The 13,512-nt window shown below is 69.0% G+C and carries 14 protein-coding genes; 9 read left to right on the top strand and 5 right to left on the bottom strand.

Translation table 11 applies throughout. From position 1 onward, the window contains the following. The first annotated feature begins 53 nt into the window (after positions 1-53). Positions 54-1,550 carry an RNB domain-containing ribonuclease gene (locus C5E10_RS13020; protein WP_104331995.1) on the top strand — a complete coding sequence of 499 codons (1,497 nt, stop codon included), beginning with the start codon at positions 54-56 and terminating at the stop codon, positions 1,548-1,550. Positions 1,551-2,422: 872 nt separating this feature from the next. Here the strand turns inward: C5E10_RS13020 and C5E10_RS13015 are convergent. From C5E10_RS13015 to C5E10_RS13000, 4 genes are all read right to left on the bottom strand, one after another. Further along, positions 2,423-2,647, bottom strand: a complete 225-nt coding sequence (locus tag C5E10_RS13015; RefSeq protein WP_104244826.1) for a hypothetical protein — start codon at positions 2,645-2,647, stop codon at positions 2,423-2,425. Positions 2,648-2,835: 188 nt separating this feature from the next. Then, the gene (locus tag C5E10_RS13010) at positions 2,836-3,537 is read right to left on the bottom strand and encodes a GNAT family N-acetyltransferase (protein ID WP_104331994.1); all 702 of its coding nucleotides are present in this window, start codon (positions 3,535-3,537) and stop codon (positions 2,836-2,838) included. Then, a complete protein-coding gene (locus C5E10_RS13005) occupies positions 3,534-4,769 on the bottom strand; it encodes an MFS transporter (RefSeq protein WP_181062760.1) in 1,236 nt (411 codons plus the stop codon). Before C5E10_RS13005 ends, C5E10_RS13010 begins: the two co-directional genes overlap by 4 nt. Next, positions 4,766-5,320, bottom strand: coding sequence for a cyclophilin-like fold protein (locus C5E10_RS13000; protein WP_104331993.1), 555 nt, complete (start codon positions 5,318-5,320; stop codon positions 4,766-4,768). Before C5E10_RS13000 ends, C5E10_RS13005 begins: the two co-directional genes overlap by 4 nt. Before the next feature lie 140 nt (positions 5,321-5,460). Here C5E10_RS13000 and C5E10_RS12995 point away from each other — a divergent pair, with 140 nt between their 5' ends. The 4 genes from C5E10_RS12995 (at position 5,461) to C5E10_RS12980 (ending at position 9,019) form a co-directional block, all read left to right on the top strand. Next, entirely contained in the window at positions 5,461-6,375 is a 915-nt protein-coding gene (locus tag C5E10_RS12995) for a helix-turn-helix transcriptional regulator (RefSeq protein ID WP_104331992.1), read from the top strand. Positions 6,376-6,496: 121 nt separating this feature from the next. Next, a complete protein-coding gene (locus C5E10_RS12990) occupies positions 6,497-7,462 on the top strand; it encodes a Gfo/Idh/MocA family protein (protein ID WP_104331991.1) in 966 nt (321 codons plus the stop codon). After that, on the top strand, positions 7,459-8,484 hold the full coding sequence (locus C5E10_RS12985; RefSeq protein ID WP_104331990.1) for a beta-propeller fold lactonase family protein: 1,026 nt from the start codon (positions 7,459-7,461) through the stop codon (positions 8,482-8,484). The genes C5E10_RS12990 and C5E10_RS12985 overlap by 4 nt, the downstream gene beginning before the upstream one ends. 28 nt (positions 8,485-8,512) lie before the next feature. Continuing rightward, positions 8,513-9,019: a GNAT family N-acetyltransferase gene (locus C5E10_RS12980; RefSeq protein ID WP_104331989.1), complete on the top strand. Its 507-nt coding sequence runs from the start codon at positions 8,513-8,515 to the stop codon at positions 9,017-9,019. Here the strand turns inward: C5E10_RS12980 and C5E10_RS12975 are convergent. Further along, positions 8,985-9,890, bottom strand: coding sequence for a LysR family transcriptional regulator (locus tag C5E10_RS12975; protein ID WP_104331988.1), 906 nt, complete (start codon positions 9,888-9,890; stop codon positions 8,985-8,987). The genes C5E10_RS12980 and C5E10_RS12975 overlap by 35 nt on opposite strands. Before the next feature lie 75 nt (positions 9,891-9,965). On the opposite strand from C5E10_RS12975, the gene C5E10_RS12970 reads away from it, so the two are divergent. The 4 genes from C5E10_RS12970 to C5E10_RS12955 all read left to right on the top strand — a co-directional run bounded on the left by C5E10_RS12970 (position 9,966) and on the right by C5E10_RS12955 (position 13,510). Then, entirely contained in the window at positions 9,966-11,513 is a 1,548-nt protein-coding gene (locus tag C5E10_RS12970) for an aminotransferase class I/II-fold pyridoxal phosphate-dependent enzyme (protein WP_104331987.1), read from the top strand. A gap of 78 nt (positions 11,514-11,591) precedes the next feature. Then, entirely contained in the window at positions 11,592-13,037 is a 1,446-nt protein-coding gene (locus tag C5E10_RS12965; protein ID WP_104331986.1) for an amino acid permease, read from the top strand. Positions 13,038-13,106: 69 nt separating this feature from the next. Further along, positions 13,107-13,301 (top strand): hypothetical protein, encoded by a 195-nt coding sequence (locus C5E10_RS12960; protein ID WP_146080274.1) that lies wholly within the window; start codon positions 13,107-13,109, stop codon positions 13,299-13,301. Next, the gene (locus tag C5E10_RS12955; protein ID WP_104331984.1) at positions 13,298-13,510 is read left to right on the top strand and encodes a DUF2945 domain-containing protein; all 213 of its coding nucleotides are present in this window, start codon (positions 13,298-13,300) and stop codon (positions 13,508-13,510) included. Before C5E10_RS12960 ends, C5E10_RS12955 begins: the two co-directional genes overlap by 4 nt. Positions 13,511-13,512: the final 2 nt, after the last annotated feature.

Below are 13,512 nucleotides of genomic sequence, written 5' to 3'. Positions count from 1 at the left end.
GGGTAGCGTGACGCCATGAAGTTCACCGTCGAACCTGCATCCATCCCCCGCCGATGAGCACGCGCGCTGTGCAGGCCGGTGCGGCCGCGGACGTGCTCGGCCCGCATCTGGAGCGGCTCCGCACCGAGCTCGAGATCCCGGCCGAGTACCCAGCCGACGCGCGAGCCGAGGCGGAGGTCGCCGCAGCTCACGGGTTCGGCGCGGACTCCGGGCGGCACGATCTCCGCGAGCTGCCGTTCGTGACCCTCGACCCTGTCGGCTCGCGTGACCTCGACCAGGCGTTCTTCCTCCGCCGCGTCGAGGCCTCTGGCGACGATGCTGGCGGCTTCGAGGTGTTCTACGCGATCGCCGACGTCGCCTCGTTTGTCGAGCCCGGTGGGGCACTGGACGCGGAGACGCACCGCCGCGGCCTCACCGTCTACGGGCCGGACGGCCGATTCGGCCTACACCCGGCAGTGCTCAGCGAGGGCGCCGCGAGCCTGCTCCCCGAGATCGATCGACCCGCCGTCGTGTGGCGGATGCGTCTCGACAGCTCGGGTTCACTGCTCGAAGACATCGAGGTGCGTCGATCCATCGTGCGTTCCAGGGCGCAGCTCGACTACCCCTCGGTTCAGGCACGGCTCGACGCCGGAACCGCCGACGAGCTGCTCAGACTGCTGGCGGAGATCGGGCAGCTGCGTATCGACGCCCAGTTCGCGCGCGGCGGTGCGACGCTGGAGGTGCCCGACCAGGAGATTCAGCGCAGCGACGACGACAAGCGCTACCGGCTCGAGCTGCGTGAGCCGCTCGCCTGCGAGGAGTTCAACGCGCAGCTGTCGCTGCTCACCGGGATCGCAGCCGCGATCCTGCAGCGACGGGCGGGCGTGGGCATCTGGCGCACCCTGGATCCCGCCCGCGACGAGGACGTCGAACGCCTGCGTCGCGTCGCCGATTCCCTCGGCTTCGACTGGGCACCGGAAGATTCGTACGCCCAGTTCGTCAGGACCATCGACGTGGCCCGCCCCGAGTACGCGGCGTTCGCGACCGAAGCCACCCGCCTGTTCCGCGGAGCCGGGTACGCGGCCTTCGGCACGCCCGAGCATCCGGACGTGCCGAGGGCCGCGTCCCACAGCGCCATCGCCGCCGAGTACGCGCACGTCACCGCCCCGCTTCGGCGCCTCGTCGACCGCTACGGCACCGAGATCGCGCTGGCATTCTGCGCCGGGGAACCCGTGCCGTCGTGGGTCGTGGATGCGCTCGAGGCGCTGCCCGGCGAGATGGCAGAGGGTTCGAGTCGGGCGAACGCGTACGAGCGGGCGGCGGTGGATCTGCTCGAGGCGGTGCTGCTCGCACCCCGTGTCGGCGAGGAGCTCGACGGGATCGTCGTCGATTCGTCGCGCACCGGGGCCGCCGATGCAGCTCAGGCGAAGGCGACCGTTCTGCTGCGCGAGCCCGCAGTGCGGGCGAGGGTCGTCGGCGGCGCCGCAGCCCTGGAGCTGGGCGCCGCCGTGCGCGTCCGTGTCGACTCGGCCGATCCGGAGAAGCGCGCCGTCACGCTGAGCGTCGCGTGAGCCGCCGTTGCCTCCGAGTAGGGCGCTTTCAGCCCGTCGCGGGGGCCCAGGTGGGGCGAAAGTGTCCTGCCTGACCCGCGCAGCGCTGCTCCCGCCGCCAAGTGGGCCACTTTCAGCCCATCCCGAGAGCCCAAGTGGGGCGAAAGTGACCCATCTGGACCGGATGTTCCCACCTGATCTGCGCGCTCCCGCCTGAGCCTTGCGCTCCCGCCTGAACCGCGCCGACGCCCCTCGCGCCGCCAAGTAGGCCACTTTCAGCCCATCCCGGGACCTCGAGTGGGGTGAAAGTGACCCATCTCAACCGCGTGAGCCCGCCTCACCTGCGCAACGCCGCGGCGCCGCCCCTCGCGCCGCCAAGTAGGCCACTTCTGCCCATCCCGAGAGCCCAAGTGGGGCGAAAGTGACCCATCTGAACCGCGCATCCGCCGCCGCCCTCGCCGCCAAGTAGGGCGCCTTCAGCCCGTCGCGGGGGCCCAGGTGGGGCGAAAGTGTCCTGCCTGACCCGCGCAGCGCTGCTCCCGCCGCCAAGTAGGCCACTTTCAGCCCATCCCGGGGGCCCAGGTGGGGCGAAAGTGACCCATCTGGACCGGATGTTCCCACCTGACCCGCATGAGCCCGCTTGAACCGCGCGACGCAGCGCCGCGCATCCGTCGCCGCGGCCGCCGCCAAGTCGGCCACTTTCTGCCCGCTCCGGGAGCCCGGGTGGGGCGAAAGTGACCTTCTTGCCGCAGATGCGTTGCCCGGAGGTGCGCAGGCGACGCGCGTAGAAGGCGCGGTCAGGACAGGCTGACCAGGGCAAACCATCCAGGACAGAGCGATCAGGGCAAACCAATCAGGTCGAACGGAGCATCCGGGACCTCGCCGGAGACGCCCTAGAGCGAAGTCCAGGTGAACGAGTAGCCGTTGCCGTTGCGGTGGCAGGCCTCGGTGATCTTGGTCCACGAGCTGATGTAGGTGCGCTGCACGGCCTGGCAGTCGGCGAGCGATCCGCCGGTCCAGTACGACTGCGTGGTGCCGGCGCTTGCTATCGCGGGTGCTGAGACGGCGATGCCGACGGCGAAGAGGGCTGCGGTGACGGTCGAGACGATGCGACGCATGTTGACTCCTTCGACAGGCCCGGCTGGTCCGGGGTGTCGGCGAGCGTAGTCCCGCGGATTGGGGCGGGCTGGTGGATTCGCGCTCCGAGATGGGACGGGGAGAACTCCCCTCCCCCGAATCAGCGGGCGAAGCGGCGCCGAGCTGGGCGTTTCCTTGGCGATCTCGCCGGGTCTCGGAGCAGAGAGTGCTAATTGCCTCGACGAGAGACAGGATCAGCCGGACGATGTGAGCAGCTCAGCAGGGCCCGCCTCCATTTGCCGGTCGAGGAAGCGCCATGGTTCGGATCCCGCTCGGCACCGCGGTCGGCCAAGGCGAAGTCATCTCGGGTCAAGACGAGCAGCCGTTCGCTCTCGCGTCGGCTCAGCTCGTGGAATCCCAGACCCTCCGCGAGCCTGAGCGATCCGGTGTTGCGCGGATGCACGACCGCGAGGACCATCCGGGCATGCACAGCCTCGAACGCGAACTGGATGACGGCCTCGGCCGCCTCCCGCGCGTATCCATTGCCCTGAGCATCGGGGTGCAGCACCCACCCGATCTCGACGCTGCGCACTTCGCTGGCAACGGCCCGCAACTGCAGGGAGATATCGCCGATGAGCCGCCCCTCGAGTTCGACGGCCAGCGCCATGAAGTCCTCGGCCCTGCAGAGCCTCGTGGACTGCGTGCGGACACGGAGGTGGCGCAGCGCCTGGCCGCGACTCCGCGGTGGCCAGTTCAGGAACTCGCGAACTCGAGCTTCCTCGTGGAGGAGGAACCACTCCTCAGCGCTCGCCAGAGTGTGGGCGCGCAGAAGGAGACGTCGAGTCTCGAGCGTCGGAGCGGAGACCGCTTCGCCGATGCCTTTCCCCCGGAGTCGCCCAACGCTCTCCCTCAGGAATGCACGGAAGCTCATGCTTCCCCATCACCTGATCCCGTCTCCCTCCGCCGGAAGGCCGACCGCCGGCCGACGAAGGTCAGCAGCAACGCCACCGCCCCGAGCAGCATCATGGCGGCGGGCAGGACAAGGCCATCGAAGACTTCGAGGAGCCCTGCGCCGAGAATGCCGGCGCCGAAGATCGCGAGATTGAACGCGACCGGAAGGAATGAGTTCGCGACGTCCGAATTCTCGCCCCCGGCTCGCGTGAGCGCGTTCTGCAACTGCGGCGAAGCCCCTCCGAAGCTCACACCCCACAGCGCCGCCGCCGCCAGGAGCGCGACGGGCGAGCCCTGCCCTGCCAGCAGCACGACCGCAGCGACGACGAAGGCCAGCACGCTGAGGTGGAGCAGCAGGCTCGGATACCTATCGAGGAGCAGGCCGGTCACCGCCACCCCGAGGAGAGACGCGATCCCGTAGGCGAGCAGCATCAGGTCCGGAGTTATCGCGGTGCCCGTCTCACGGAGGTAGGGCGCGACGTACGTGTAGATCGTGCTGTGTGCGAGCATCCAGACGAAGATCACCGCGAGCACGACGGGGACCCCTCGCAGGCGGAGCACCCGCGCCATGGGCAGGCCCGCGAGCGCCGGACGGCCTGGCGCGTCCGGGACGACGAGGACAACCGCTATGGCGACCAGCGCTGCGAGCGCGGAGAGACCGGCGAACGACCACCTCCAGTCGGACACGGCTCCGATCCAGGCCCCAAGTGGCGTCCCGAACGCGAATCCGAGGGGAGCGCCGATCGCGACGATCGCGATCGCGGCCCCCAGCCGCGAGGGCGGACTGATTCGCACGGCGTAGGGCGCGAGCATTCCCCAGATCACTCCAGAGAACGCCCCGGCGATGAACCTCGTGACGAGTGACAGCGCGATGTCAGACGAGAACGCGGTCACGGTGTTGGCCGCAACCAGCCCCGCGATGCTGACGAGCAGCAGGGGCTTTCGACGGAGGCGGCGCGTCAGCGAGATGGCGGGAATCGTGACGATGACCGTGCCAAGTGCATAGGCGCTGACGAAGAGCCCCACGGTGCCCTCCGCGGCTTTCAGCCCGTCGGCGATCTCCGGCAGAAGACCGGCGGGCATGGTCTCCATCGCGACCAGGATGAATCCCATGAGTGCGAGGACGATGAGCGGTGCGAGGCGCAACTGCGGAGCCCTCGCGTCTCCAGTGGACGCCGGCGCTTCGGATGTGCGCGATGAGGGTGAGGTCATTCGGCGGACACCGTTCCAGTCGCAGGCACAGCAGCACGCACTGCCGCGACGTCTTCGAACGTGCCGATCGGGATGATCCCGGGGAAGTGACCGACGGAGTCGTAGTAGAGGACAAGCCCCTCATTGGGCGCGTAGTAGCCGATCGTCCCCGCTTCGGCGGCGCTTCCGGACGGCATGCCCTCGAGGGAGAGCGCCCTGGGGAGGGTGGCGATCTTCTCCTGACCGCCGAAGTCCTCGAACGACAGCTCAAGGGGCAGCTGCGTGAGGAGATCGGCGGAGGTCGCGGACTCGTTCAGCACGCCGCGGACGGTGACGTCCCCCATGCTGATCGTGATGTTCGTCGTGGTGGGCATCAGGTCTTCGCCTTCCGTTGCGCTCGCCGCGGATGGTGGTGTCGAGCTCGTGGCGCCAGTACCGTGCGATGCCGCCTCGCTCGCGCTCTCTCCGGGGGCATCCACACCCGTGCAGCCCGCCAGCAGGAGTCCTGCCGCGAGCAGGCTCGCGGCGGCGGCGCGGGTCTTGCCTGCGCAGACGATTGCGATGGTGCTCATGTTGTCCTCTCCGAGGGAGCGGTCGTCGTCCCTGTGTCGTCCAGCAGTCAACGCCTCACGTGAGGTAGGAGGGAGAGTCCCGCTAAAGGGGTTCCAGCAGAGGCACCCCAGAAGGCGGGCACTGGTCGTACCGTGGATCCATGGACAACCGGGGCGAAGTGCGAGCATTCATCAGCTCCCGCAGAGGCAGGCTGACCCCAGAGCAGGCGGGGATCGATCCGGGCACGACCCGACGGCGTGTGACCGGCCTCCGACGGGATGAGGTGGCACGGCTCGCGGGGGTGAGCGTGGAGTACTACACCCGCGTGGACCGGGGCAACCTGACGGGTGTCTCTGAGAACGTGCTCGATGCTGTGGCTCGGGCACTGCAGCTCACCCAGGCGGAGCACGACCATCTGAGGGATCTCGCTCGGACGGCAAACCTGGGCGCGAAGGTCCGCTCTCCCAAGCCGCGGGCGTCCGGGCTGCGCCCGACCGCGCAACATCTGCTCGACTCGATCACGGGCGGTGCCGCGATCATCGGGAACAGCCGCATGGATATCGTGGCCGCGAACGAGCTCGGCTTCGCGCTCTATTCGGAGATGTACCGGGGCACTGCGGGGCCCGCGAACCACTCCCGATTCATCTTCCTCGACCCTCGTGCGCGCGACTTCTACCCTGACTGGGAGCGGGCAGCCAACGTCAACGTCGAGATCCTCCGGCGGGAGGCCGGCCGTTCGCCGTTCGACAGGCAGCTCACGGACCTGGTCGGAGAGCTGTCTGTGCGCAGCGACGAGTTCCGCATCCGATGGGCAGCCCACGATGTCCGCCGACATTACTCCGGCGCGAAGCATTTCCGACACTCGGCGGTCGGCGCGCTCGAGCTGGTGTACCACGCACTGGACCTCGAAGACGACCCCGGCCACACCATGACGGTCTACACCGCCGTGCCAGGCAGCTCTTCCGAGGAAGGCCTGCGTCTGCTCTCGTCCTGGGCCGCCACGGAGAACATCGCGGCCATCGCCCGCGAAGGAGCGGCGCGGAGCATCGCGCAGGCTGACCGCGCTGACGCCTAGCAGCGTCGCGCCGGTCGAGGGCTACCTGCCGGGTCCGTCGAGCTCCGACTACGATCGATCGCGTGCATTTCTCGAGCTCCCCCAAGCAGGCAGACGCGGTAACACAGGCGAGGTCGATCCGATGAGGCTCGCCGTCATCGGTGCCGGCCAGATCGTCGCAGACTTCCTGCCGCACGTCGCGAACGTGCCCGGGCTGGAGCTGGCGGCGATCTACGGTCGTCCGCCGCGCCTCCAGCACCTGGAGGAGCTCCAGGAGCGGTTCGGCATCGAGCGCGTCTTCACCGACCTCGACGAGTGCCTCGCCGACCCGAGCGTCGACACGGTCTGGGTCGCCGTCCCGAACTCGCTGCACTTCGAGGTGTCCCGCAAGGCGCTCGAGGCGGGGAAGCACGTCATCTGCGAGAAGCCGTTCGTGCTCGAAGAACAGGAGCTGCTGGAGCTGCGGAGACTGGCGAAGGCGCGTGAGCTGATCCTCGTCGAGGCGATCACGACCCAGTACCTCGCGAACTACCGGTGGATCAAGGAGCATCTCGACCTCGTCGGCAGGATCAAAGTCATCCAGTCGGACTACTCCCAGTACTCTTCCCGCTACGACGCCTTCCGTGAGGGCACGGTGCTGCCGGCATTCGACCCGGCGCAGGGCGGCGGGGCGCTCATGGACCTCGGCATCTACGCCATCCACTTCGTCGTGGGGCTGCTCGGCCGGCCGAAGCGGGTCAGCTACACCGCGAACGTGCAGCGCGGCGTCGACACGTCCGGCGTGCTGGTCCTCGACTACGGCGAGACCACGGCGGTCTGCGTGTGCGCGAAGGACTCTGACGGCCCCATCCGCAGCAAGATCCAGGGCGAGGACGGGTGGATCGTCGCCGACGGCTCCCCGAACGTCCTGCCATCGCTGAGCTACGCGACCCGCGGCGGCGAGGCCGAGCAGATCGACCTCACGAAGTACCCGCACCGCATGGTGGAGGAGTTCCGCGAGTTCGAGCGCATCATCCGCGAACACGACACCAAGGAGCGCGACCGGCGCCTCGACCACAGCGCCGACGTGCTCTCCGTCCTGACCATCGCCCGAGAGGGGCTCGCATGACCACACCACTGATCCTCGTCGCGAACGCAGGCGAAGGCTCGATCTCGGTCTTCCGCTTCGACGGCGCCTCCCTCGAGCGGACCTCGGTCGCAGCGGACCTGAAGGGATGCTCGAACTTCGTCGTCGACGCCAGCCGCGACCTCGTCTATGCCGCGGTGAAGGGCAGCCCTGCGGCGATCGTCACGTTGCGCCTCGACCGTGAGGCGGGCGAGCTCACCCCGATCTCGCGTCGCGAGACGCCCCGCGGCGGACTGAACTACGTCGCGCTCACTCGGGATGGATCGGCGCTGCTCGGCGCGGCCTACTCCGCCAGCTACGGCCTCATCGCCCCGATCGACGAGGGCACGGTCGGCGAGCCGACGACGATCGTGGAGCACCTGCACCTGCACTCCGTCGTGGCAAGCAAGGACGGCCGTTTCGCGTACTTCGTGTCGCTCGGCGACGATCTCGTCGGGCAGTACGCCATCACCGATGACCTCGAGCTCGAGGCGCTCCACCCGGTGGGCGCGAACGCGCCGACCGGGAGCGGCCCGCGCCACATCGTGCTCAACGGTGCCCAGACGCAGGCCTACGTGATCACCGAGTTCAGCGGCGAGGTGCTGCGCTTTGAACGCGACTCCAGCACCGGCGCGCTCTCGTTCCTCGACTCGGCGAGCTACGCGGACGCGTTGCAGGGCCTGCAGCGCGGAACCCTCGGCGCGAATCCGCTGGAGCCCCGCTCGATCTGGGGAGCCGACGTGCACTGGGGAGCCGACGAGCGGTTCCTGTGGACCTCGGAGCGTACGACGAGCACGCTCGCGCCGCTCGAGGTCGCCGAGGACGGCTCCCTCGAGGATGCGCGGTCGTTCACCGTCACCCAGCAGCACCCCCGCGGGTTCGCGCTCAGCCCCGACGGCCGCTTCCTCGTCGCCGCAGGCGAGGGCGGGGCGCAGGTGTCGCTCTACGAAGTGCGCGGCGACCACCTCGCCGAGCTGCAGCAGGTCGAGACCGGCGCCGGCGCGAACTGGGTGCGCTGGGCCTGAGGCCCGGCCCGGCTGCTAGCGTCGTGCCGTGACCGAGCCGACCATCCGCCCCGCCGTTCCCGCCGATGTCCCGCAGATCCTCGACCTCATCCGCGGCCTCGCCGTGTACGAGCGCGAACCGGACGCGGTGAAGACGACCGAGGCGCAGCTGCACAGGAGCTTCTTCGGCGAGCGGCCGGCGGTGTTCGCGACCGTCGCCGAGGCCGCGGGAGCGTCGACGAGCGAGTCCGGCGCCCCTCGCCTCGACGGCATGGCGCTGTGGTTCCTGAGCTACTCGACGTGGGAGGGCGAGCACGGCATCTGGCTCGAGGATCTCTACGTGCGAGAGGATGCGCGCGGCAGCGGCCTCGGGACGGCACTCCTCCGCTCGCTCGCGCAGGAGTGCACCGCGAAGGGGTACCGGCGCCTCGAGTGGTCGGTCCTCAAATGGAACGAGCCGTCCATCGGCTTCTACAGGAGCCTCGGCGCGTTCCCCATGGACGAGTGGGACACGTACCGGCTCACGGGCGATCCGCTGCAGGCGCTGGGCGGCTGAGCAGGATCTCGCCGAGCCAGGCGGCGGCCGGTGGTGCGGCTCCCCGTCGGGTGACATACGACACGTGCCGCTCCCCCAGGTCCTGCACGGCGGGCCGAAGCACGACGTCGAAGTCGTGGTCGATGGCGGCATCCGTCGAGAGGGCGAAGCCGAGCCCCTCGGCGACGAGGCCGTGGATCATGTAGAGGTCGTCCGTGCGCATGAGCTCGCGCACCGGGTAGCCGAGCGATTGGCCGACGCGGCGCAGCACGCGGTCTGAGGCCTCGTCGTTGCTGCGGCTGAAGACCCACGGCACCTCCCGCAGGTCGGCGAAGTCGATGCTGTCGCGGCTCGCCCATTCGCTGTCCCGCGCGACCATCACGCCGTATGGCTCGGTGAGGAGCCGTTGCAGCATGAGGTCCGGGACGGCGAAGGCGGGCTCCACGGACACGTCGAAGATGAGTCCCGCGTGCACCTCGCCGCTCCTGAGCATCCGCACGATCTCGGTCGGCTCCCCCTCGACCACCTCGACCCGCACCGACGTGCGCTTCTGCAGGCTGGCGATCGCCGAGGGAAGCAGGCGTGAGCCCATCGAGGCGAACGTGCCCACGCGCAGGGTGGCGACGCCCGCGTCGCGCTGATCGGCGACCAGCTGCTCGGCCCGGTCGATACGCGCGATCGCCTGCTCGATCTCGGCGGCGAACGACTCTCCGAGCGGGGTCAGCGACGTGCCCCGCCGCCCACGGTCGACGAGGCGGGCGCCGAGGTGCGACTCGAGGCTGCGCAGGTGGTGCGTCACCGTCGGCACTCCGTACTGCAGCGCCTTCGCAGCCCCCGTGAGGCTCCCGTGCTCCTGGACGGCGAGGAGCACACGGAACTGCTGGAGGTTCATCACCCCTAGACTGTATGTCACTGACGGCAGGATCCTGCTATATCGCCGTCGTCACTTCGTTCCTAACCTGAACGCATGTCCATCCTCCACGCACCCGTCCCGAGCAGCGCCGCTCAGGTCGACGGCATCACGACCCCCGCCGGGCACCGCATCCCGCGAGCGCAGTTCGAGACCCCGTACGCCGACGCCCTCCGCTCCCTCGCCACCCACGACTGGCAGCGGATGCACGTGCCGGCACATCACGCGAAGGCGGTGAATGCGCCCGGCGTCGCGAGCATCGTCGGCGCCGACGCGCTGAGCCTCGACTTCCCGATGCTGTTCAGCGGCGTCGACCAGGAGACGTGGCGCCTCACGACGCCGGGCCGAGTCACCCCGCTCATGCGGGCGCAGGATCTCGCCGCCGACGCGTGGGGAGCGAGCCGCGTCTGGTTCACGACCAACGGAGCCTCCGGCGGCAACCACGTCGCGACGACCGTCGTGCGTGGCCTCGGCACCGAGTTCGCGGTGCAGCGCAGCGTGCACTCGAGCGTCATCGACGGCATCACGCACGCCAACCTGACCCCGCACTTCGTGCACGGCGCCGTCGACTCCGGGCTGGGTGCCGCGCACGGCGTGACGGCGTCGCAGGTCGCGGCGACCCTCGCCGAGCATCCCCGATCAGCGGCCGTCTACATCGTCTCGCCGAGCTACTTCGGGGCGGTGGCCGATGTCGCGGCGATCGCGGCAGTCGCCCACGGGCACGGGGTGCCGCTCATCGTCGACGAGGCGTGGGGCTCGCATTTCGGGATGCACCCGGCGCTCCCCACGAACGCGGCACGCCTCGGCGCAGACCTCGTCATCTCCAGCACCCACAAGGGCGCGGGCTCGCTCACGCAGTCGGCCATGCTGCAGCTCGGCCACGGGCCTCACGCCAAGCACCTCGAGTCGCTCGTCGACCGGGTCGTCCGCTCCTACCAGTCGACGAGCTGCAGCGCCCTGCTGCTGGCCTCGCTCGACGAGGCGAGGAGGCACCTCGTGACGCGGCCAGACGCGGTCGACAATGCTCTCGCATCCGCAGAGCGCATCCGCCGACTCGTGCACGACGACCGCAGGTACCGCGACGCGACTCCCGACATCCTCGCCAGCCCCGATGCCATCGCGAACGACCCCTTCAAGATCGCCATCGACACTCGAGGCGCCGGCATCACGGGCACGGATGCGCACTTCCAGCTGCTCCGCGACCACCGTGTCTACTGCGAGCTGTCGACCCCCTCCGCGCTGCTGGTGCTCGTCGGCGCGACCGCTCGGGTCGACGTCGAACGCCTGTGGGGCGCACTGCAGACGCTGCCCGAGGCGGAGGTCGAGCCGATTCGCCCCGTCTCGCTCCCCGCGAGCTGCGAGCGCGCGATGGGCCTCTCGGACGCGTTCTTCAGCCCCGTCGAGACGGTGCCGCACACGGAAGCGGTCGGCCGCATCTCCGCCGACTCGCTCGCCGCCTACCCGCCGGGTGTGCCCAACGTGCTGCCAGGCGAGGTGCTCAGCCAGGAGGTCGTCGACTTCCTCCGGCACACGGGCGCGGCACCATCCGGCTACGTGCGCGGCGCGAACGACCCGGAGCTCTCCGCGTTCCGCGTCGTCGCCTGACCCTCGATCCAGCCCACGACCACCAGCGCGCACGCGGCGCCCAACCTCAGCACGACGACATCAGCACAAGGGAGTGTCATGTCCACGACAACCACCGCACATCCGCCCCAAGGCGAGATGCAGCGCGGCCTCAAGAACCGCCACCTGCAGCTCATCGCCATCGGCGGCGCCATCGGAACGGGGCTGTTCCTCGGCTCCGGCAAGCTCATCAGCGTCTCCGGGCCGTCGATCATCTTCGTCTACATGGTGATCGGCTTCTTCGTCTTCTTCATCATGCGCGCCCTCGGCGAGCTGCTGCTCTCGAACCTGCACTACAAGACCTTCGGCGACATCGCGAAGGACATGCTCGGCCCGTGGGCGGGCTTCTTCGTCTCCTGGAACTACTGGTTCTCGTGGGTGATCGCGTGCGTCGCCGACATCGTCGCCATCACCGCCTACGTGCAGTGGTTCAACGCCGACATCCCGAACTGGCTGCCCGCGCTCATCGCCGTCGTCGTGCTCACCGTCCTGAACCTCCAGCCCGTGAAGTGGTTCGGGGAGACCGAGTTCTGGTTCGCGATCATCAAGATCGTCGCCATCCTCGGCCTCATCGCCGTGGGCATCGTGCTGATCCTCACCCGGTTCCAGAGCCCAGACGGTGACACCGCCACGCTCGCGAACCTCTGGGAGCACGGCGGGATGTTCCCCATGGGCGCGAGCGGGTTCGTGCTCGGCTTCCAGATGGGCATCTTCTCGTTCATCGGCGTCGAGCTCGTCGGCACGGCCGCCGCAGAGACCGAGAACCCGCGCAAGACGCTGCCGAAGGCCATCAACTCGATCGTCGCTCGCATCCTCATCTTCTACGTGGGCGCCCTCATCGTCATCATGAGCGTCACGCCGTGGGACAAGATCGAGCCGGGCAAGAGCCCGTTCGTGTCGACCCTCGCGATCGCCGGATTCGGCCTCGCCGCGTTCGCGATCCAGCTGGTGGTGCTCAGCTCGGCCGCGTCGAGCGCCAACTCCGGCCTGTACTCGGGCACGCGGATGCTGTTCGGGCTCTCGAAGGACGGTCACGCCCCGAAGGCGTTCGCGATGACCAGCAGCCAGGGCGTGCCGACGAAGGCCGTCTTCTTCACCTGCGTCTTCCTGTTCTCCGCCATCCCGCTGCTCTTCGCGGGCGACGAGGTCATCGCTGCCTTCACGTTCGTCTCCTCGATGTGCGCGACCCTCATCCTCTTCACCTGGGGCTCCATCGTGGTCAGCTACATCGTGTACCTGCGCCGCTTCCCCGAGAAGCACCGCGCGTCGAAGTTCAAGATGCCGATGGCGCGTGTCGCGCCCTGGCTCGTGCTCGCATTCTTCGTCTTCATCGCCGGCACGCTGCTGTACGGCGACGACACCCGGCTGCCGTTCCTCGCCGCCCCGGTCTGGTTCATCATCCTCACCGTCCTGTGGCAGCTGCGGAAGCGGAAGCTAAAGCGGGAGGGCCGTCCGCTGACCGCCCCGATCCCGACCATCCCTCATCCGCACGACGAGCGGGACTGACCGGGTGGAGGTGCGGCATGCGCGTCGCACCTCCACCCTCCGCCCAGGACGGCCGGGCATGCTCTGCGCATGAGGAAGCTGATGCTGAACACGTACCTGTGGCTGGCGGTCGCCTTCTACGTCGTCGCCCTCACCGATCTCGCGAACGACGGCAGCATCTGGATCGTCTGGTTCGCCCTCGGCATGGTGTTCACGATCATCGCCTTCCGGAGGCCGAAGGCCGAGCCTCACCCCGAGACCACCGAGCCGGAGGAGAAACCGTGACCGCAGATCTGAGCAGGGGCGACCGCGTGAGCTGGAACACCCCGCAGGGCCGCACGCAGGGCGAGGTCGTCGAGAAGAAGACGAAGGACTTCCAGTTCGACAAGCAGAAGTTCACCGCGTCCGAGGACGAGCCTGCGTACATCATCGAGTCGGAGAAGTCTGGGGCGAGGGCCGCGCACAAGGGATCAGCGCTGCGCAGGCTCTCGTAGGC

Source organism: Pseudoclavibacter sp. RFBG4 (assembly GCF_002931515.1).
Lineage (GTDB): Bacteria > Actinomycetota > Actinomycetes > Actinomycetales > Microbacteriaceae > Pseudoclavibacter.
The sequence above is the reverse complement of the archived record's forward strand: the minus strand, read 5'-3'. Positions and strand labels throughout refer to the sequence as shown.